Raw genomic sequence first — 19,144 nt, 5'->3', positions numbered from 1 at the left:
GGAATGGGTTGAGAATTTATGATTTAAAGGCTGATTCTCTTACAGGAGAATCTGTCTCTTTGGAGAAATATAAAGGAAAAGTACTGCTCATAGTAAACACTGCGAGCAAGTGTGGCTTCACACCTCAGTACCGCGGATTGCAGGATATTTATGTTACGTATAAGGAACGGGGGTTAGAGATTCTCGGTTTTCCTTGCAACCAGTTTGGAGCCCAAGAACCAGGAAGTGATCCTGAAATAGCCGAGTTTTGCAATATAAATTACGGAGTAACCTTTCCGGTATTTAAAAAAGTTGCTGTCAAAGGGCATGATGCTCACCCGCTGTTCAAATTTTTAACAGCAGAGGCACCAGGAGTGCTCGGAACGAAAACGATAAAGTGGAATTTCACAAAGTTTCTTGTCGACCGAGAAGGAAAAGTTATCAGCAGGCATGCACCTGCTGCAAAACCTTCGGAATTGGCGGAGGAAATTGAAAAGTTACTCTAAATGGAATGCTCTTTCGTTGAAGGAAAGTGACTATATTTAAAGGGAGGCGCATAAATGAAGAAAATAGCTTGGGTAACGGATAGCACTGCTTTTTTGGATGAAGAAATGGTCAATCACCCTGATGTTTATCAGGTTCCGATGACGATCATCTTGGATGAAGAGGAATTTGTTGATGGAGTAGATCTCGAACCCGCAGAGCTTTATAGCAGGCTGAAGTCTCTTGATACCCCACCAAAAACTTCCCAGCCATCGATCGGTGCATTTAGGGAGCTTTATGATAGGCTTGGAGAAGAATACGAAACGATCATTTCCATCCTTGTTTCAGGAAAATTGAGCGGGACGGTGGAATCTAGCCGGCAGGCTGCACAAATTTCCAACCATAACGTCATTACGATTGATTCCAAGATTTTGTCATATCCGCTGACTGCACTGTTAAAAAGGGGGATAGAACTATCGGAGAGCGGAAAATCCGCGGATGACATAATGAAAGTCCTCGAATCCTTAAGGGATGCAACAAAAACCTATGTATTAATTGGAAGCCTGGAACAGCTTCATAGAAGCGGAAGAATGACAGCGGCCAAGTTTTACCTTGGCAGTATGCTGAATATTAAACCGATTATAGAAATTACTGAAGGTGTCCTGGAAATGATAGATAAGGCACGCAGTGAAAAAAAAGCGAAGGGTAAAATCTCGAGCCTTTTAAAAGCTTCCCACGATAAGCAACGCGTAAAGGAAGGTTGGATTCTTTACGGATTGAATAAAGAAGCTGCTGATCAATGGCAAAGGGAACTAGAAGAGGAGTTTCCGGAAATTCTCTTTCATTCCTACCCGCTGGCTGCTGTTGTTGGAGTTCATGCTGGTGAGCAAACACTTGGACTGAGCTGGAATCAGATGCTTTAAGGTGCTGTAGCGATACAGCGCTTTTTTGATGAACTGGCATAAAGCTTCCTTCGTGGTAAAATAACAATGTGGGAAGGTAGGGAATACATAATGCAACAGATAAAAAATAGGACGGAAAAGTTTGTGTTAACCGTAATGGGACAAGATGCTTCCGGACATGATTTCCATCATATTGAGAGGGTCCGTAAAAATGCGTTAGCTATTTTGAAAATGGAGAATGCTGGAGATGCCTTCATTATTGAAATGGCTGCGCTCCTCCATGACATTCCAGATGAAAAGCTAAATGAATCACAACAATCAGGTTGGGCAAAACTAACAAATTTTTTAGATGAGTTAAACCTTTCCAGCGAAGTAAAGAGGAGAATTGTTGAAACTATTGAAACAGTTAGTTATAAAGGTGGGAATAACATCCAACCTGTAACGTTGGAAGGCAAGATTGTTCAGGATGCGGATCGTCTTGATGCACTAGGTGCTATTGGTATTGCGCGAACTTTTGCTTACGGAGGTAATGCTGGACATGCGATTTACGAACCGAAGCTTCCGGTTCGGGAAAATATGAGTATTACAGAGTATAGAGGAGGAAACACCTCTTCGGTTCACCACTTTTATGAGAAATTGCTAAAGCTTAAGGATAGCATGCATACAGAAACGGCAAGGCAGATTGCTGAAAAGCGCCATAGAGTCATGGTAGATTATTTACAACAATTTTATAGTGAATGGAATGGTAACGCATGAAGATGATTTCAGTTGATCATATTTCAAAATCGTATGGTGAAAAACTGCTTTTTAATGATATTTCCTTCACAATCGGAGAACGCGAGCGCGTTGGTCTCATTGGAGTAAACGGAACAGGAAAATCTTCTCTTTTAAAAATCGTCGCAGGGATAGATCAGGCTGAAAATGGTGAAATAATTTCCGGTAAGGATTATACCATTTCCTATCTGCCGCAAGATCCCAAACTTCATCAAGGATTAACGGTGCTTGAAGAAGTGTTCTATGGGGATGCTCCGATTCTCAGGCTGATGAGAGAGTATGAAACCGCGTTGATTGAAATGCAAAATAGCCCTGAGGATACTGGTTTACAAGAGAAGTTATCAAAATTGCAACAGCGAATGGATAGTGAAAACGGATGGGATGCCAATACTGCCGCTAAATCAATTTTGACAAAGCTAGGTATTGGAGAGTTTACAAAATTGACATCAGAGCTATCTGGAGGACAAAAAAAGCGTGTGGCACTCGCTAGTGTTCTAATCCAAGCGCCTGACCTTCTCATTCTGGACGAACCAACGAACCATCTTGACCATGAAAGCATCAAATGGCTGGAAGATTATCTAGGGCGTTATACAGGGAGTGTCCTGCTTGTTACCCATGATCGTTACTTCCTTGACAGGGTAACGAATAGAATATTCGAACTTGAGGGTGGATCGCTTTACAGTTATAAGGGTAACTATGCCGCATTCTTAGAAGGTAAAGCAATCCGGGAGGAAAATGAAGCTGCAACGTCGGAAAAGAGGAAGAACCTTTTCCGTAAAGAGCTTGACTGGATTAGAAGAGGTGCAAAAGCCAGAACGACAAAGCAAAAAGCAAGAATTCAGCGCTTCGAGGAGCTCGAGTCTCAAGTTTCTTCCGGAAAAACAGATGAAAAGCTTGATATGTCCATTGGCGCCAGCAGGCTTGGCAAACAAGTCTTAGAATTAAAGCATGGCAGTAAACGATTTGGAAATAAACTGATTTTGGATGATTTCAATATTCTTGTAAAACCAGGGGACAGACTTGGTATCATTGGGAAAAACGGAACCGGAAAGACGACGCTGTTAAATATTTTAGCAGGCAGAATTCCTTTAGATAGTGGAGAAATGGAAATCGGGCAAACCGTAAAAATTGCCTACTATACGCAGGAAAACGAAGGGCTTCAAGAAGATAAGCGAATGATTGAGTATTTAAAGGAAACGGCACAAATTGTCCACACGACGGATGGAAAAACCATTTCTGTGGCGCAAATGCTAGAGAGATTTCTATTCCCTTCCTTTACACATGGTACTCTTATTCGCAAACTTTCAGGCGGTGAAAAGAGAAGGCTTTTTCTCCTTAAACTCTTGTTGGAGGAACCTAATGTTCTTCTTTTAGATGAGCCGACAAATGACCTGGATACGCAGACGTTGACAGTACTGGAAGATTATTTAGAGGATTTCCCTGGTGTTGTTATTACTGTCTCCCACGACCGCTATTTCTTGGACAAAACGGTAGACCAGCTTTTGGTTTTACAGGGAGAGGGAAACATTTCTTTCGTATACGGAAATTATTCGGACTACTTGGAGAAAGAGATGCAAAAAGTTGAGATCCCTCCACAGCAGAAGCCAGAAAGGGATACGAGACAGGAAAAACCTAAAAAGAGAAAGATGAGCTATAACGAAAAACGAGAATGGGAAGGACTTGAGGATAAGATTGCCGAGGCGGAAGCTAGGCTTGAAGAGATAGCTGAGGAAATGGCGAAGACAGGCAGCAACTTTGAGAAAGCACAAGAGCTAATGAAAGAAGAAGAAGGGTTGAATCAAAAGCTCGAACAGCTTATTGAAAGATGGAGTTTTCTTGAAGAAATCGCTTCAGAAGGCTAATCCGGGATCCTGGGAAAGAAAAAATACAATAAAAATCATATAGAAAAACGCTTGGATTTCCAAGCGTTTTTTATTTATCCTTTCAACCGTTTACTTTGTACAATAAAAAACTAGTACAACTGGGATTCTTAGTCTTCTTGAGAACTCTTCATCATTGGTGAAATGTCCCCTTTTTGGTGTTCCCTCCCGTAAGTCAACCACTATCCAGTTTCCACGTTTATCTCCTGATTGTTTGCTGATAAATGAAGAAGTAGTGAGGGGGTGTTGCACACTGAACACAAACTTACCATGATCTTTTAAGGTCTTATGCACATTTTGAAAAAGTAAATCAACATCTGAGACATAGTGTATGGCGAAACGAGAAGTTACAATATCATATTTTTTCGTGGGGTAGGTGTATGATTCCATTGTCTCGTGATGAATCATGCCATTTTCATTAGCCAGATTAAGATTTGCGGAGCCTACCATTTGCTTTGAACCTTCTATTCCAGTATAAAACTGTGCACCTTGTTTTAGTAACTCTTTTCCAAACGAGGCATCCCCACATCCTAAATCTAATATACTTTTATTTTGAAAGTTACCAATGAGATCGTAAATGATAGGACTTTCGATAGCGTTGTTAGGGCTATCCTTCCTTCCCCTTCTCTTCAAAAATTGGTAAAAAAATCCTCTTGGTCATAAACGCTTGCTCCCCTAAATTCCATATAATCTGTTTTCCCCTCCCACATTTCTTTCTAAACGATGTTTTATTATCCATCAGGCAATATCCTATAGATATTTTAACGCATTATTTCAAAATTTTAGAATTAATTATTAAATTATTTATGCGAATCGTCTGCTAGCTGATACATGAGAGCACATTAAATGTTATTGAGATATCTCTATGCTAAAATAAGGGAACTTCAGTTTGAAACGGGGTGGGATTTTGCGCATTGTATCAATAGAACCAACACCAAGTCCGAATACGATGAAAGTAAGCTTAGATGAAGAACTTCCCATGGGCAAAAGCAGTAATTATAAGAAAGACACGGTGGAGAGAGCTCCAGACATCATTAAAGCAATTCTTCATATTGAAGGAGTGAAGGGAGTATATCATGTCGCTGATTTTTTAGCGGTCGAACGAAATGCTCGCTTTGACTGGCAGGAAATATTGCGTCAAGTAAGAAGGATATTTGGACAGGAACAGGGAGAAGCAAACAAACTTGATCATCGTTCGAAGGAGAATTTTGGAGAAATAAAAGTGCAAGTGCAAATGTATAAAGGAATTCCGATGCAGGTGAAACTGTCAGATGGAGATGAGGAACGACGCTTTGGGCTGCCGGACGAATTTTTAAATGCAGTTACAGCCATTAGAAGTCCTGATGATAATGTTGTTGTAGAAAGACGCTGGAAGGACCAAGGTGTTCGATATGGCGATTTGAATGAGGTGGGAAATTCGATCATTGATGAACTTGTTGCAGCATATCCTTCTGAGCGGTTAGAAAGCATTGTAAATGAGAAGGAAAGACAAGACAAAAAAACTGGAAGGCTGCGTGGCAAGGTAACAATGGAAGACTTCCGCAATCCGGATTGGAAGGTTCGCTATCAACTGCTGGAAGGTATGGATGCTCCGACTATCGGGGACCTTCCGCTATTAGAACAGGCTCTTCATGACGAGAAAGCTTCTATTCGTCGACTAGCTACCGTTTATTTAGGGATGATAGAGGATAAGGCGGTGTTGCCTGCTCTATACAAAGCTTTGCAGGACAAAACTGTTACTGTAAGGAGGACTGCGGGAGATTGCCTTTCGGATTTAGGTTATCCAGAGGCAGTTCCGGCAATGATGGACGCCTTAAAGGATGATAGCAAGCTCGTTCGGTGGAGAGCGGCTATGTTCCTCTATGAAGTAGCAGATGAGAGGGCCCTGCCAGCATTAAAGGAAGCGGAGAGCGATCCAGAGTTTGAAGTCAGCATGCAGGCAAAAATTGCTTCTGAAAGAATTCTCCATGGCGAAGAGGCAAAAGGATCTGTTTGGAAGCAAATGACCGAATCACGAAAAAACAATAACTAGAAATAGAAGTATGTTTCACATCTTTGTGCCAACAAAAGTTCCTTCTCCTTAGAAGGCAAAAGAATTTGTTTTGCGCGAAGTAATTGCATTAGCTGTAAAACATATAGTATGCTAACACTGCGAATAATGAGTGGAGGGATGTATATGTCAATGGCATATGAAGAATATATGAGACAAATGGTAAAACCAATGCGTCAGGAGCTTGTTGCTGCAGGATTTAAAGAACTGCTGACAGCCGATGAAGTGGAAGCGTTTATGGAAAATGTTCAAGGGACGACGCTTGTGGTCGTAAATTCTGTTTGCGGATGTGCGGCAGGTTTAGCTCGCCCAGCAGCCACTCAGTCAATTCTGCGGTCGGAGAAGAAGCCTCAACAGCTTGTAACAGTATTTGCTGGTCAGGAAAAGGAAGCAACAGCAAAGATGAGGGAATATTTTACTGGATTAGAGCCTTCCTCCCCATCAATGGCATTATTGAAGGGGAAAGATGTTGTTCACTTCATTCCCCGCCATGAAATAGAAGGCCATAGCATGGAAGAGATAATGGAGAACCTGGTCTCTGCTTTCCAACAATACTGCTAATTAACTGCCAAAAGGATGTTGTTGCATCCTTTTGGTTTTTTTACGATAAAGCGGAGGTTTAAACAACATGATAGTGACTACTGCTGGACGGCCGGATGATGAAACGGTGACAAAATCACTTCTCTTTGCATCGAAGCTAGGCGTGGAATTTGTGCCGCGAAGAAAACAATCTGTTGCCAAGTTATTAGAAAAAATGGAAGATAGCTGCTGTATGGTTGTCGGAAAGGAGCGTCTTGAGCTTTATTTAAAGGGGGAGGAACAACCTTTCTTTTTCCATCCCAATTCAGCCATGTTTAGAATAAAAAGACTTCTAAAAGGGGAAAAAGATCCACTGGTAAGTGCGGCAGAATTAATTCCGGGAATGAGCGTACTTGATTGTACCCTAGGTCTTGGTTCGGATAGTATTGTGGCCTCCTTTGTGACAGGAAAAACAGGTAGCGTTATCGGGATAGAAAGCAATCGGTTTTTGGCTTTCCTTGTCTATGTAGGGTTAAAGAATTGGAAGTCGGGTCTGCCGGAAATCGATGCGGCTATGAGAGCGGTAAAGGTTGTATACAATAACTCTCTTTCGGTATTAAAAAGGATGGATACCGGCAGTATAGATTGTGTGTATTTTGACCCGATGTTTGAAGAAACAATTCTTGAATCTGATGGCATACGAGGCCTCGCTAACTTCGCAGATTACAGCAGCCTTACAAGCGAGATGGTGGAAGAGGCGTATCGAGTAGCTAGAAAAAGAGTTATTCTAAAAGATCATTTCAGAAGTGCTAGATTTGAGGAGTTTGGCTTTAAAGCAACTATAAGAAAATCAGCGAAGTTTCACTATGGCATAATGGAGAAAGAAGATGTTTAAAGGGTTGCTCACTTCACTAAAATGATGAATCTTTTATTTTTGAGAAGCTTATGAATCATTATGGATGGAAACAAAAAAGAGGCCTCTCAAATTTATGTCTTGAAACGGCCTCTTGAATGGAAGAAATTAATCAGCAATTGCTAGATAGACAAAATATACAATCAAGAATAGACTCATTATAGTGGTGACCATTGATAAATCCACAAATTCTCCCCCTCGTTCATGAAAGTTTTTATAAAAATTTATACCCATTCTCTTAAAAAATGAAACTTCCAACAGCGCTTTTCCGTAAAAACGAGTATACTAAAAAACAAGGGTAAATCTTTATGCCAAAATTGTGAGGTAAAGACATGCGTACTTGGATTAGGAAAATTCTCGTTGTATTTGTTTCAGCACTTACACTAGGGCTTGTAACTCCTGCACAGGCGAATGTTCTCCTTTCTCCCCCTTCCAGAGGTGAAGAATCTCCTTCACAGAATCGCTCTGCTGCGGTGGAACAGAAAACGCTGTTGTTTGAAGGGAAAGGTATAAGAGACAAGTTCCTAAATCATGCAATTATGGAGGCGGAACAGCAATCCTTCGAAAAATTCGGAAAAAGAATTGGACCGGTAATCGAAGATGAATTCAGGCAGGCGATTCTACCAAACATTGAAGCTGCTATCGCAGAATTTTCACAGCAATATCCAGAAGAAAAGCTTGAAAGCCTCACGATTTCCGAAGAACCTGGAGGAGGCTACTCTGAAAAGATTTTTCATATTAAAGGGGAGGAAATGCAGGATCTAATTCGTTTTCACGTTAGAAGGGAGAATCCTCCTAAAGAAGGATTCTGGTTTAATTTTCATTACCATGTGCACCAAGATAACTTTCAAGAGCATCATAATTTGGGCTCGATATATTGGGATAAGAATACTCCTCCTAAGTGGAGAAGTTGATCAAAATATTTTGCGTAATAGATGTATTCCGTATAAAATAACGAAAGTCATAACACCAGAGGGCTCGGCTTTGCCGGGCCTTTCTGGAGAGCAACTAAGAAAGTGGAGGAAGTTTGAATGTCTGATATTTTGCAAGGTATTGTAGATACGTATGCACTGTTTTTCGACTGGGAAATGTGGCAAAAGGTTTTACAGGATCCAGTAGCATGGGGACTTATCGGTTCGCTTGTTATAATGGAAGGCCTCCTCTCCGCAGATAACGCGCTTGTACTTGCTGTGATGGTAAAGCCTCTTCCTGAAGAAAAGCGCAGAAAGGCACTTTTCTACGGATTAATAGGTGCTTATATCTTTCGTTTTATAGCAATAGGTGTTGGTGTGTTCCTGATTAAGCTTTGGTGGGTTAAAGTACTTGGGTCAGCATACTTAGCGTGGCTATCAATCAAGTACTTTTTGGATAAAAGAAAGCAAGGAGATGCTCCTTCCCAAGAACAGGAGGAAATGTCTAAGTCAGGAATTTTAATGCGTTTGTTCGGTACATTTTGGGGAACGGTTGCTGCGGTGGAATTAATGGACATTGCCTTTTCTGTTGACAGCGTGCTCGCGGCTTTTGGAATCAGCCAAGAACCATGGGTGCTTCTACTCGGCGGGATGATCGGTGTATTGATGATGAGAGGTGTCGCCGGTGTATTCCTTCAGCTAATTGAAAGAATACCTGAGCTTGAAACGAGTGCTTATATTCTTATAGGAATTATCGCTGCGAAGATGTTTGCGGGAGTTTTCGGCATTCATATAGAGCACAAAGACTTTTTTATCCTGCTGCTTATCACGTTTGGAGCTACCTTCCTTGTCCATTTTTACAGAAAGAAGAAAAATCCGGAACGTTACAGCAGGAAGGATGTCCAATAGTAGACTGCCAGGCATAGTTGCTAGCATTAATAGCAGCTATGCCTTTTTTTTGAATATCCAATGTATGAAAGCGAATAAACTGGCAGCCGATATAAATATACAAGCAAACACAATCGGGTAATAGTATAGTGGGGATTGGGGAGGAATAATGAAAAAAAGGGAGATAAACGAAAGAAAAATGATATCCAGCAGAATTAATTTCCCTGAACTCAATGTTTGAAGCAACATTTCTATATCCTTATCCTCAAGTTCTTCCCGGTATCGCCTTTTAGCACGCAAAGCTGGTTCACCTACTTTATGCGAATAGTACTATAATATATGCGGGAACTTTGAAAATGTGATGGAATAATAGGAATAAAAGAAAGGAGGAAGCCGAATGACAGTACAGCTTAAAAAAGGGGGCTATCTCCATATTGGGAGAGAAGGAACGTTTATTGTTGGACTTGGGTGGGATCCAATTAGAAGCTGGCGCTCTTTGCTAATGGAGAAGTTTCTAGGTGTTCCTAGTGCAGATATTGACTGTGATGCTTCTGTGCTAATGCTCGAAGAAGACGGTATGCTACACGGCAACCAAGATGTTATTCATTATGGAAATCTGAAAAGCGTTGATGAAGGAATCAAACATACTGGTGATAATTTAAGTGGGATAGGCAGTGGGGATGATGAACAAATCCTTGTTACGCTTGACAAGATTACCCCCCGTATATGTAAGCTGGTATTTGTCGTCAATATATATAATAGCCGTAAGAGAAAGCACCATTTTGGAATGTTGAACAATGCTTACATAAGGATTGCTGAAAGTGACAACAATAAGGACCTTGTTAGGTATAGTTTAACAGAGGATTATTCTTGGAAAACAAGTTTGATTGTGGGAGAGTTAGAAAGACGAGTAAATGGCTGGCGGTTTACAGCTGTTGGAGAAGGAATGCGAGCGGAGAACTTAAAGGAAATAGCAGATTGCTATATATAAGAGCCAGGATTACTATTCCGGTGCCCGATACACAAGGTGAGACAGACAAAAAAAATCTGAAAAACCAAACCCTGGAAATGGGAATCTTCCATTCTTTTCTTTCCTGTTTTTTCACAGCTAACTCGCATTCTGTAAGGCTATGATCATATGGTATAATTTTGATGATGGGGCCATTTGGCCGGATATAATCAAAGTACAAGTGAAGTTTCTTATTTTATATAAAGAATGATTATCATTTATTTGAAGTTTCACGGATTCCCCCCTGAAAGGTAGATGATTTGCATGAAGTTCCTTCAAGTACTGGTTTTCCTCTCTGTATTCATCGTGTTATTACCGGGGAGCATGCATGCATATACTAGTGGCAAGCTGTTAAGAGACTATCAGCGTGTCTCATTATACACCACAATGGAAGGCAGTTCCAAAGGCCTTCTGGGAAGAGTTGTTATACTTCCGGAAGGGTCTTTCGATGAAAAGGAAGCATTTGCTATCATTGAGCGGCTGGGAAACCTTCCTGAGAAACTGTTAAAGAGAATCGCAGAAAAGGGCATCAAAGTTCAGCTTTTCAATGGAAAGCTAACAGATCAACCTAATATGTCAAGTTTTTCCGGTGTCAAGCCGCGTGGATATTCTTCAAATATAACTTGGGATGATATTCCCGGAGTAGGCGGTACAGCTCTTGTACTAGTAAAAATTGGTGCTAGTGAAAAAGGAAAAGGGCATGGATCGGTTAACTTGGAACTTCATGAGCTTGCCCATTCCGTCGATCGCTTATTGTTTGATCGCATTCGCGATAACAAAGAGTTTCTTTCGGTATGGGAGGAGGAAAAGGAACGGCTTTTTCCGAACCGCCGATACATGCTGGACTACCCAGAAGAGTATTTTGCAGAGTCATTTGCCATGCTTTACTACAGCAAATCTACGAGCGCGGAACTGCAAGAGAAAGCACCAAATACTTACAAGTTTATCTCAAGGATATGTAACCTAGAGAAAACTTTCGTTAATGGCAATGCTGCGTTAAAATAGGAAGCATGCTAATCAAAGGGGGTCAAATGTTGAAACAGTATTTAGATTTATGCGAGCATGTGCTTCAATTTGGTACACGAAAAGAAGACCGCACAGGAACAGGAACAATCAGCACATTCGGTTACCAAATGAGGTACAATCTGGGGGAAGGTTTTCCTCTAATGACAACAAAAAAATTGCATTTAAAAAGCATTATCCATGAACTGCTTTGGTTCCTTCAAGGCGATACTAATATTCGCTATCTACAGGATAACGGGGTTAGGATATGGAATGAATGGGCAGATGAAGAAGGCAACCTGGGACCAGTCTATGGTCATCAGTGGAGATCCTGGCCTGCTCCCGATGGCAGGAATATTGACCAAATCAGCATTCTAATGGAACAGCTTAAAAATAATCCGGATTCCCGCAGGATGATTGTCAGTGCTTGGAACGTCGCGGATGTCGATACAATGGCATTGCCGCCATGCCACTGCTTATTCCAGTTCTATGTAGCAGATGGCAAACTTTCCTGTCAGTTATATCAAAGGTCTGCAGATATTTTTCTTGGAGTCCCTTTCAATATAGCCTCCTATGCCCTTCTTACACTGATGGTTGCGCAAGTGGCAGGCTATGAGCCAGGAGAGTTCATCCATACTCTTGGTGATGCGCATATTTACACGAATCATTTAGAACAAGTGAAGCTTCAGCTTTCAAGGGAGCCAAAAGAGCTTCCGCAAATGAAGCTGAATCCTGAAGTTAAGGATATTTTTTCCTTCCAATATGATGATTTTACCTTGGAAGGGTACGATCCACACCCACATATTAAAGGGGTGGTCAGTGTATGATTTCTTTGATGTGGGCAATGGATGACAACGGGTTAATAGGAAAGGATAACGAACTTCCATGGCATCTGCCGGAAGATTTAAAGTTTTTTAAGAAAACAACGTTAGGGCATGCTATTGCAATGGGCAGAAAAACACATGAATCTATCGGAAAACCTCTTCCAGGCAGAGAAAATATTATCATTACGAGGAATAAGGATTATAAAAGTGAAAGCTGTATCGTTCTACACTCCGTTCCTGCATTGATGGAATGGGCTGCTAATAAGGGCGAGGAGGTTTTTGTCATCGGAGGTGCAGAGATTTTTAAAGAAACCCTGCCTTACGCCGACAAGCTGGTTGTTACCCTAATTCACGAAAATTTTGAAGGAGATACTTTTTTCCCTTTTGTTGATCTAGCAGAATGGGAGAAGGACTGGCAGGAAAATGGAATAAAAAATGATAAAAACCCTTACGATTATGAATTTATTATTTATCGTAAAAAGGTATAAGTTAAGCCCCTTTTTGCTTTTTGCGGGAAGGGGTTTTCTTTTAGATAAAGCAAACTTTCCAAATGTTTTAAAAAACATCCTTTCTTTCATGTTATAATGTACAAATTAATATGTAAGGAAAGGTGAGATGCTGTATGGAATCAGGAATCTCAACGAAAAAATGGCTGCAAGTCGAGGATATTTTAATCGCATACAGACATCTAAAAGAAATTGTAGCGCACACGCCTCTTCAAAGGAACGAGAGACTGTCTGAAAAATATGGCTGCAATGTATTTTTAAAAAGGGAAGACCTCCAGTATGTCCGCTCTTTTAAATTAAGAGGTGCGTTTTATTGTATGAAAATGGTGGCAAAGGATATTGAAAATGGAGTGGTATGCGCAAGTGCAGGAAATCATGCTCAGGGAGTCGCATACGCGTGCAGGCAACTCGGAATGAAGGGGAAAATTTTTATGCCGGCCACGACACCTAGACAAAAAGTAAGCCAAGTTGAAATGTTTGGAAGGGAGTTTGTTGAAATTATTCTTTCTGGCGATTCATTTGATGATGCTTATAATATGGCGTTAGCGTGTTGCAATGAAGAAGGGGGCACGTTCATTCACCCTTTTGATGATGAAAAGGTCATAGCGGGACAAGGAACTGTCGCAGTTGAGATAATGAATGATTGTGAAGAAACTGTAGACTATTGTTTAGGTTCCATTGGTGGCGGGGGTTTGATGGCTGGTGTGTCTACATACATTAAAAGCGTATCACCATCTACGAAGATGATTGGCGTAGAACCTGCGGGTGCAGCATCCATGAAAGCTTCTATTGAATATGGGCAAGTGAGGGAATTGGCTGAAATTGAAACTTTCGTTGATGGTGCTGCTGTAAAGCAAGTTGGGCAAAAAACCTTTGATATACTTAGAGGCCTTGTCGATGACATTATCGTTGTCCCAGAAGGCAAGGTGTGCACCTCAATCCTTGAGTTATATAATGAGCACGCCATTGTAGCGGAACCTGCTGGAGCACTCCCAATCGCGGCACTTGAAAGCATGAAGGAAGCAATCAAAGGCAAGACCGTTGTCTGCATTATCAGTGGAGGGAACAATGAGATTGGCCGAATGCAGGAAATCAAGGAAAGATCCTTACTGCATGAAGGGTTGCTATATTACTTCATAGTCAATTTTCCTCAGCGTGCGGGAGCGTTGAGAGAATTTTTGGATTATGTGCTCGGTCCTACCGACGATATCACCAGATTTGAGTACACGAAGAAAAACAATAAAGACAGCGGACCTGCACTTGTGGGAATAGAATTGAGAAAAAAGCATGATTACCACGCTCTGATTGAAAGAATGAATAGCAAAGGATTTGGCTATCTCGAAATAAATAAGGATAACCAATTGTTTAATTTACTTGTATAAATGACCATTTAGCGATAGAATCATCATTGTACTGGAATAATAATATAATACTGCTAATATTAAAAGAAATTTATGTAGAAGATATGAACATTTGTTGTTTTGCTTTCCCTGCTAGCATAAATACCATATAATCATGGTAGATTCACATTTAAAGAAGGAGTTGTTACTTCATGCTTTCAAACATCGGAGTTCCTGGATTAATTCTTATACTAGTTTTAGCTCTAATCATTTTTGGACCAAAGAAGCTTCCTGAAATTGGACGCGCATTTGGCCAGACGCTTCGTGAATTCAAGAAATCAACACGCGAGCTTACAAGCGATGTAATGGAAGAGTTTGAAGACGAAAAGAAAGAAGCGGCAAAAGTGACCAAATAAGGTGTGAGAAGACTTTGTCTTACACCTTTTTTTTTGAAAAAACCGGTCGATTTCCGGATTTGGCAGGAGAAATGTATGGAAGATAAAGAATTAAATATTGTTGACCATTTGGAAGAATTAAGAAAAAGGCTAATGATTTGTGTTGCTGCCTTTTTTGTTTTTTTTATTGCAGGTTTTGTCTACGTCGAAGAAATATACAGTTTTTTTGTCAGGGACCTTGACGTTAAATTGATCGTCCTTGGTCCAAGTGATATCATTTGGGTGTACTTCATGCTTGCAACGGTGATTGCGATCGCAGGAACGATACCTGTTGCCGCCATGCAGATTTGGTTATTTGTGAAGCCAGCTATGAAGCCGAGCGAACGGAGAATCTCACTTTCCTATATACCTGCCTTGTTCGTTCTATTTATTGTCGGTCTTAGTTTTGGGTACTTTGTCATATTTCCGACAGTATTTAAGTTTCTCGTTGAACTGGGTGGAGATCTAATGGTGACTAACTTCACCGCTGATCGCTATTTCCGTTTTATTATGCATATGACGCTTCCATTCGGTGTGCTTTTTGAACTTCCGGTCGTCGTCATGTTCCTAACGTCTCTTGGTATCATTAACCCTTATGTACTCGTTAAACTCCGTAAATATGCATATTTTGTTCTTGTGTTTATTGCAATCATTATTACACCACCTGACTTTATGTCGGACTTTATCGTCACTATACCACTGTTGCTCCTTTATGAAATCAGCATCAGTTTGTCAAAGATTGTTTATCGGAGAAAGGTAAAAAAGGAAAAAGAGTGGAATGAAAAATACGGCGATGATGAATCAGCCGATGAAAATGAATAGATGAACCCCAGGCTATCGAAAGCCTGGTTTTTTTTTATTTTAGGAATCATTAATAGGGGATTACCACTATGAAGATTAGATTCCAGGATTCCCTCTACATTCGACGATAGAGGCGGAAACAAGGGAATTCCAAGCGTTCGTGTACATTGGTTTGTTCTACAATTTGGGATAATTTGTGTCAGTTCTTGAAAATTCAGGACTGCATCTTTTGCATTATGATACATTCGATGTGAATCCTTACTAAATATATATACCTAAATAGGGGGAGGGAGAGGTAGAAATGATTACTAAAAGGAAAAAAACAGTTTTACAGGCTGTCCTTGATCAGGGAGTGTCAAGGCGTGACTTTCTAAAAATGTGCACAGCGCTAGCTGCAACAATGGGACTTGACTTTAGCGAATCGGATAAAGTGGTCGAGGCAATGGAAACGAAAGAGAGGGTGCCGGTAGTCTGGCTGCAGTTCCAAGACTGTACAGGATGTTCGGAATCTTTTATTCGCACAACCCATCCAAAGGCTGAAAGTGTTCTTTTGGACATGATTTCTTTAGAGTATACGGAAGTTCTATCAGCTGCTGCAGGTCATCAAGCTGAAGAAGCGATGCATCATGTCCTTAAAAATTATAAGGGCGAGTACATACTCGCAGTCGAAGGCAGCCTTCCTTCAGAAGAAGGCTGTTTAACTGTGGGAGGCATTGACGCAAAAGAAACTTTCCAAGAGATGGCTGCAGGGGCTAAAGCGATTATTGCTTATGGCAGCTGTGCTGCTTGGGGAGGTATACCTGCAGCTGGTCCGAATCCAACAAATGCAAAGCCTGTAACAAGCTTCATGAAAGATACACCAGTTATGCTTGTGCCAGGTTGTCCTCCGATTGCGGAAGTCATGACAGGGGTGATTGGACATATCATTACTTTTGGACAGCTTCCTGAACTTGATCATCTAGGAAGGCCAAAGGCATTTTACCGTCACAGAATACATGATAAATGCAATCGGCGTGCATATTTTGATGCAGGTCTGTTTGTCGAATCTTTCGATGATGAAGGTTCGAAGCAGGGATACTGCTTGTACAAAGTCGGCTGTAAAGGTCCAACAACCTATAATAGCTGTGCGGAAATGCGTTGGAATGGAGGAGTCAGCTATCCCATTCAATCAGGAAATCCATGCATTGGCTGTTCTGAGGCAGGCTTTTGGGATAACGGGCCTTTTTATACGAGAAGAGCTAAAATACCGGGAACACAAACGACCATCAACCCTGACAATGTTGGATTGGCCGCAACCGCTCTCACAGCAGCAGGCGTTGCAATCCATGCGACAGGCACGGTAATTAAAAAGAAAATGGATGACAAAAGAGGTGGCGGAGAATGAGTGAAAGAATCGTAGTCGATCCCATTACGAGGATTGAAGGACATCTAAGAGTAGAAGTAGACGTCGATGATAAAGGAGTTATAAAGGAAGCGTATAGCTCCGGAACAGCGGTTCGCGGTTTGGAACTGATCGTTAGAGAACGTGATCCGCGTGACGTTTGGGCATATATCCAGCGTATATGCGGTGTTTGTACAACGACCCACGCGCTGGCAGCTGTCAGATCTGTTGAGGATGCGTTTGATATTAAAATACCGAGAAATGCCCATTTAATCAGGGAGATCATGAATCAAGCGGTTTTCATACACGACCATGTTGTCCATTTTTATCATTTGCATGCCCTTGATTGGGTGGATGTCATCAGTGCATTGAAAGCAGATGTTAATGAGACGTCAAAAATAGCCCAGTCAATTTCAGCATGGCCGAAATCTTCTCCAGGTTATTTCAAAGATATCCAAGACAAAGTGAAAAGGCTTGTGGATAGTGGGCAGCTTGGCATTTTTGCTAATGGCTATTGGGGTCATAAAGCGTACAAGCTTCCGCCGGAAGTGAATCTGATGGCTGTTGCTCATTATCTGGAAGCGCTTGACTGGCAGAAGGAAATTGTCAAGATTCATACAATCCTAGGCGGTAAGAACCCTCATCCACATTACCTTGTCGGTGGGATGGCCACGCCGCTTGATATTAACAGCGATAACGGAATACATGCGGAAAGACTTCTTCACATTTCGCAAATTATTGACCATGCACGAGAATTTGTAAATCAAGTCTATATTCCTGACCTTATGGCAATAGGTTCTTATTATAAAGATTGGACTTATGGCGGTGGACTTAATAATTACCTTTGCTACGGCGATTTTTCGACAACAAATGTTTATGACATTAAGAATTACCGTTTCCCAAGAGGAATCATTCTAAATGGAAATTTGAAAGAACTACATGATATCGACTTGAAAGATCCATCCCATGTTCAAGAGTTCATTGATCATTCTTGGTACAGCTACAGCGGGAAAGAAAAAGACGGAGTCGGGAAACATCCATGGGAAGGGGAAACTACTTTCAATTACACTGGACCGAAAGCTCCTTTCAAACAGCTTGATACAGAAGCGAAATACAGTTGGCTGAAAGCTCCTCGCTGGAAGGAAAAACCGATGGAAACAGGACCGCTTGCAAGGCTGCTAGTCGGTTATGCTGCTGGCAAAGATGATATCGTCAACCTTGTGGACGATACACTTAAAAAGCTGGATTTGCCAATAGATGCGCTTCAATCAGCACTCGGACGAACTGTCGCTCGTGGTATTGAGTGCGGACTTATTGCGGATTGGATGAGAAATGACATGGATGCGTTGTTTAAAAATATTAAAAATGGCAACATGATTACCTTTGACAAGACAAAATGGGAGCCGGAAACATGGCCGAAATTCGCTAAAGGTGTTGGCTGGCTTGAGGCTCCGCGGGGATCTCTTGGGCATTGGATAGAAATCGAAGACGGAAAAACAAAGAATTATCAAGCGGTTGTACCATCTACATGGAATGCATCACCTAAAGATCATAATGGAAATATTGGAGCATATGAAGCTGCATTGAAAGGTACTCCTATGTTGGATAAGGAACAGCCGCTTGAAATATTGAGGATTATCCATTCCTTCGATCCTTGTTTGGCGTGTGCTGTCCATCTGACAGACTTGGAAACGAAAAATTCCACTGAAATCAGGATCGGATAAGGGGGCTTTTAAGCATGGCGGATTTAAATGTCAATCCAGGACAGAATCCCATCATAACCGAAACTGGCAAAGAAGTGAAAGGCACCAGCGAAACAACTTTATTACCTCATCGGGCAGCAAAGTATAATACCATTACGAATACCCATGTGAAAATCTATGTTTGGGAGCTGCCGGTAAGGGTTTGGCATTGGATTAATTTCATTGCGATCTTCGCATTAATGATTACTGGAATTTATATCGGGAAGCCCTTTGCCAGTGCATCCATTGCTGAAGACGCTTATTATTCCTATCTGATGGGATGGGCACGTTATATTCACTTCTTTTGTGCCTTCATCTTTACCGCAAACATGATTTTCCGACAATACTGGGTTTTTAAAGGAAACCGGTATGCTATATCACACCCCTTCAGGAAGATTTTCTGGGTGGAGACGTGGGAAACAATAAAATTCTATCTTTTCATGAGGCATAAGAAACCTCACTTTATCGGTCATAATCCGCTGGCGCAGCTAAGCTATATTATTTTTATGGGGCTTGGATCAGTTTTCATTATCTTCACTGGTTTCTTCCTGTATTTTGAACCGCAGCCGGAGTCTGTTTACGGCAATATGTTCTTTTCATGGGTCCCTTTTGTTTTCGGTGGTGACAGCTATACTGTTAGATCATGGCATCATTTAGTTGCTTGGGCTTTTATGGGATTTACAGTGATTCATATTTACCTAGCCTTCCGAGAGGACTATCTGCAGCGGAATGGAACGATGTCATCTATTTTTACAGGTTACAAAATGGAACCTAAGAAATATGTTGGTGAAAAAGATGAGAAATAA

General features: G+C 41.2%; 21 protein-coding genes. 19 read left to right on the top strand and 2 right to left on the bottom strand.

Going from position 1 to position 19,144, the window contains the following annotated elements; all coding sequences use genetic code 11:
- The first annotated feature begins 8 nt into the window (after positions 1 to 8).
- The 4 genes from BQ5796_RS08865 to BQ5796_RS08850 all read left to right on the top strand — a co-directional run bounded on the left by BQ5796_RS08865 (position 9) and on the right by BQ5796_RS08850 (position 4,000).
- Positions 9 to 485 carry a glutathione peroxidase gene (locus BQ5796_RS08865; RefSeq protein WP_071459902.1) on the top strand — a complete coding sequence of 159 codons (477 nt, stop codon included), beginning with the start codon at positions 9 to 11 and terminating at the stop codon, positions 483 to 485.
- Between the two features lie 54 nt (positions 486 to 539).
- A complete protein-coding gene (locus BQ5796_RS08860) occupies positions 540 to 1,385 on the top strand; it encodes a DegV family protein (RefSeq protein ID WP_071459901.1) in 846 nt (281 codons plus the stop codon).
- 90 nt (positions 1,386 to 1,475) lie between these two features.
- A complete protein-coding gene (locus BQ5796_RS08855) occupies positions 1,476 to 2,120 on the top strand; it encodes an HD domain-containing protein (protein ID WP_428839294.1) in 645 nt (214 codons plus the stop codon).
- Entirely contained in the window at positions 2,117 to 4,000 is a 1,884-nt protein-coding gene (locus tag BQ5796_RS08850; RefSeq protein WP_071459900.1) for an ABC-F family ATP-binding cassette domain-containing protein, read from the top strand. The genes BQ5796_RS08855 and BQ5796_RS08850 overlap by 4 nt, the downstream gene beginning before the upstream one ends.
- Positions 4,001 to 4,090: 90 nt before the next feature.
- Here the strand turns inward: BQ5796_RS08850 and BQ5796_RS08845 are convergent, their stop codons facing one another.
- Both BQ5796_RS08845 and BQ5796_RS18750 read right to left on the bottom strand, forming a co-directional pair.
- Positions 4,091 to 4,651 carry a class I SAM-dependent methyltransferase gene (locus tag BQ5796_RS08845; RefSeq protein WP_346190288.1) on the bottom strand — a complete coding sequence of 187 codons (561 nt, stop codon included), beginning with the start codon at positions 4,649 to 4,651 and terminating at the stop codon, positions 4,091 to 4,093.
- Positions 4,626 to 4,757, bottom strand: coding sequence for a hypothetical protein (locus BQ5796_RS18750; protein ID WP_346190287.1), 132 nt, complete (start codon positions 4,755 to 4,757; stop codon positions 4,626 to 4,628). Before BQ5796_RS18750 ends, BQ5796_RS08845 begins: the two co-directional genes overlap by 26 nt.
- Positions 4,758 to 4,925: 168 nt before the next feature.
- On the opposite strand from BQ5796_RS18750, the gene BQ5796_RS08840 reads away from it, so the two are divergent.
- From BQ5796_RS08840 to cybH, 15 genes are all read left to right on the top strand, one after another.
- Positions 4,926 to 6,050 (top strand): conserved virulence factor C family protein, encoded by a 1,125-nt coding sequence (locus BQ5796_RS08840; RefSeq protein WP_071461225.1) that lies wholly within the window; start codon positions 4,926 to 4,928, stop codon positions 6,048 to 6,050.
- Between the two features lie 144 nt (positions 6,051 to 6,194).
- Positions 6,195 to 6,629, top strand: a complete 435-nt coding sequence (locus tag BQ5796_RS08835) for a BrxA/BrxB family bacilliredoxin (RefSeq protein WP_071459899.1) — start codon at positions 6,195 to 6,197, stop codon at positions 6,627 to 6,629.
- Between the two features lie 67 nt (positions 6,630 to 6,696).
- On the top strand, positions 6,697 to 7,482 hold the full coding sequence (locus tag BQ5796_RS08830) for a class I SAM-dependent methyltransferase (RefSeq protein WP_071459898.1): 786 nt from the start codon (positions 6,697 to 6,699) through the stop codon (positions 7,480 to 7,482).
- A 350-nt stretch (positions 7,483 to 7,832) separates the two neighbouring features.
- Positions 7,833 to 8,414, top strand: a complete 582-nt coding sequence (locus tag BQ5796_RS08825) for a YpjP family protein (RefSeq protein ID WP_071459897.1) — start codon at positions 7,833 to 7,835, stop codon at positions 8,412 to 8,414.
- A gap of 117 nt (positions 8,415 to 8,531) precedes the next feature.
- Positions 8,532 to 9,320, top strand: coding sequence for a TerC family protein (locus BQ5796_RS08820; protein ID WP_071459896.1), 789 nt, complete (start codon positions 8,532 to 8,534; stop codon positions 9,318 to 9,320).
- Between the two features lie 376 nt (positions 9,321 to 9,696).
- The gene (locus tag BQ5796_RS08810; protein WP_071459894.1) at positions 9,697 to 10,290 is read left to right on the top strand and encodes a TerD family protein; all 594 of its coding nucleotides are present in this window, start codon (positions 9,697 to 9,699) and stop codon (positions 10,288 to 10,290) included.
- Between the two features lie 282 nt (positions 10,291 to 10,572).
- A complete protein-coding gene (locus BQ5796_RS08805; RefSeq protein WP_071459893.1) occupies positions 10,573 to 11,313 on the top strand; it encodes an anthrax toxin lethal factor-related metalloendopeptidase in 741 nt (246 codons plus the stop codon).
- Between the two features lie 29 nt (positions 11,314 to 11,342).
- Positions 11,343 to 12,137, top strand: a complete 795-nt coding sequence (locus BQ5796_RS08800) for a thymidylate synthase (protein WP_071461224.1) — start codon at positions 11,343 to 11,345, stop codon at positions 12,135 to 12,137.
- Positions 12,134 to 12,622, top strand: a complete 489-nt coding sequence (locus BQ5796_RS08795) for a dihydrofolate reductase (RefSeq protein WP_071459892.1) — start codon at positions 12,134 to 12,136, stop codon at positions 12,620 to 12,622. Before BQ5796_RS08800 ends, BQ5796_RS08795 begins: the two co-directional genes overlap by 4 nt.
- Before the next feature lie 134 nt (positions 12,623 to 12,756).
- Positions 12,757 to 14,022 (top strand): threonine ammonia-lyase IlvA, encoded by a 1,266-nt coding sequence (gene ilvA, locus BQ5796_RS08790; protein ID WP_071459891.1) that lies wholly within the window; start codon positions 12,757 to 12,759, stop codon positions 14,020 to 14,022.
- A gap of 170 nt (positions 14,023 to 14,192) precedes the next feature.
- A complete protein-coding gene (locus tag BQ5796_RS08785; RefSeq protein ID WP_071459890.1) occupies positions 14,193 to 14,396 on the top strand; it encodes a twin-arginine translocase TatA/TatE family subunit in 204 nt (67 codons plus the stop codon).
- Between the two features lie 75 nt (positions 14,397 to 14,471).
- Positions 14,472 to 15,236 carry a twin-arginine translocase subunit TatC gene (gene tatC, locus BQ5796_RS08780; protein ID WP_071459889.1) on the top strand — a complete coding sequence of 255 codons (765 nt, stop codon included), beginning with the start codon at positions 14,472 to 14,474 and terminating at the stop codon, positions 15,234 to 15,236.
- 280 nt (positions 15,237 to 15,516) lie between these two features.
- Positions 15,517 to 16,599, top strand: a complete 1,083-nt coding sequence (locus tag BQ5796_RS08775; protein ID WP_071459888.1) for a hydrogenase small subunit — start codon at positions 15,517 to 15,519, stop codon at positions 16,597 to 16,599.
- Positions 16,596 to 18,320, top strand: coding sequence for a nickel-dependent hydrogenase large subunit (locus BQ5796_RS08770; protein ID WP_071459887.1), 1,725 nt, complete (start codon positions 16,596 to 16,598; stop codon positions 18,318 to 18,320). The genes BQ5796_RS08775 and BQ5796_RS08770 overlap by 4 nt, the downstream gene beginning before the upstream one ends.
- A 14-nt stretch (positions 18,321 to 18,334) precedes the next feature.
- Positions 18,335 to 19,144, top strand: coding sequence for a Ni/Fe-hydrogenase, b-type cytochrome subunit (cybH, locus tag BQ5796_RS08765; protein WP_071459886.1), 810 nt, complete (start codon positions 18,335 to 18,337; stop codon positions 19,142 to 19,144).

The sequence above is a fragment of the Bacillus massilinigeriensis genome (genome assembly GCF_900111815.1).
GTDB lineage: Bacteria > Bacillota > Bacilli > Bacillales > Cytobacillaceae > Mesobacillus_C > Mesobacillus_C mediterraneensis.
The sequence above is the reverse complement of the archived record's forward strand: the minus strand, read 5'-3'. Positions and strand labels throughout refer to the sequence as shown.

Excerpts from the sequence above, each read along its gene's own strand:
- ilvA (WP_071459891.1), top strand. The coding sequence starts at position 12,757 with ATGGAATCAGGAATCTCAACGAAAAAATGGCTGCAAGTCGAGGATATT.
- BQ5796_RS08805 (WP_071459893.1), top strand. The coding sequence starts at position 10,573 with ATGAAGTTCCTTCAAGTACTGGTTTTCCTCTCTGTATTCATCGTGTTA.
- BQ5796_RS08830 (WP_071459898.1), top strand. The coding sequence starts at position 6,697 with ATGATAGTGACTACTGCTGGACGGCCGGATGATGAAACGGTGACAAAA.
- tatC (WP_071459889.1), top strand. The coding sequence starts at position 14,472 with ATGGAAGATAAAGAATTAAATATTGTTGACCATTTGGAAGAATTAAGA.
- BQ5796_RS08785 (WP_071459890.1), top strand. The coding sequence starts at position 14,193 with ATGCTTTCAAACATCGGAGTTCCTGGATTAATTCTTATACTAGTTTTA.
- BQ5796_RS08855 (WP_428839294.1), top strand. The coding sequence starts at position 1,476 with ATGCAACAGATAAAAAATAGGACGGAAAAGTTTGTGTTAACCGTAATG.
- BQ5796_RS08775 (WP_071459888.1), top strand. The coding sequence starts at position 15,517 with ATGATTACTAAAAGGAAAAAAACAGTTTTACAGGCTGTCCTTGATCAG.
- BQ5796_RS08795 (WP_071459892.1), top strand. The coding sequence starts at position 12,134 with ATGATTTCTTTGATGTGGGCAATGGATGACAACGGGTTAATAGGAAAG.
- BQ5796_RS08810 (WP_071459894.1), top strand. The coding sequence starts at position 9,697 with ATGACAGTACAGCTTAAAAAAGGGGGCTATCTCCATATTGGGAGAGAA.
- cybH (WP_071459886.1), top strand. The coding sequence starts at position 18,335 with ATGGCGGATTTAAATGTCAATCCAGGACAGAATCCCATCATAACCGAA.
- BQ5796_RS08835 (WP_071459899.1), top strand. The coding sequence starts at position 6,195 with ATGTCAATGGCATATGAAGAATATATGAGACAAATGGTAAAACCAATG.
- BQ5796_RS08825 (WP_071459897.1), top strand. The coding sequence starts at position 7,833 with ATGCGTACTTGGATTAGGAAAATTCTCGTTGTATTTGTTTCAGCACTT.
- BQ5796_RS08860 (WP_071459901.1), top strand. The coding sequence starts at position 540 with ATGAAGAAAATAGCTTGGGTAACGGATAGCACTGCTTTTTTGGATGAA.
- BQ5796_RS18750 (WP_346190287.1), bottom strand. The coding sequence starts at position 4,757 with ATGGATAATAAAACATCGTTTAGAAAGAAATGTGGGAGGGGAAAACAG.
- BQ5796_RS08770 (WP_071459887.1), top strand. The coding sequence starts at position 16,596 with ATGAGTGAAAGAATCGTAGTCGATCCCATTACGAGGATTGAAGGACAT.
- BQ5796_RS08820 (WP_071459896.1), top strand. The coding sequence starts at position 8,532 with ATGTCTGATATTTTGCAAGGTATTGTAGATACGTATGCACTGTTTTTC.
- BQ5796_RS08850 (WP_071459900.1), top strand. The coding sequence starts at position 2,117 with ATGAAGATGATTTCAGTTGATCATATTTCAAAATCGTATGGTGAAAAA.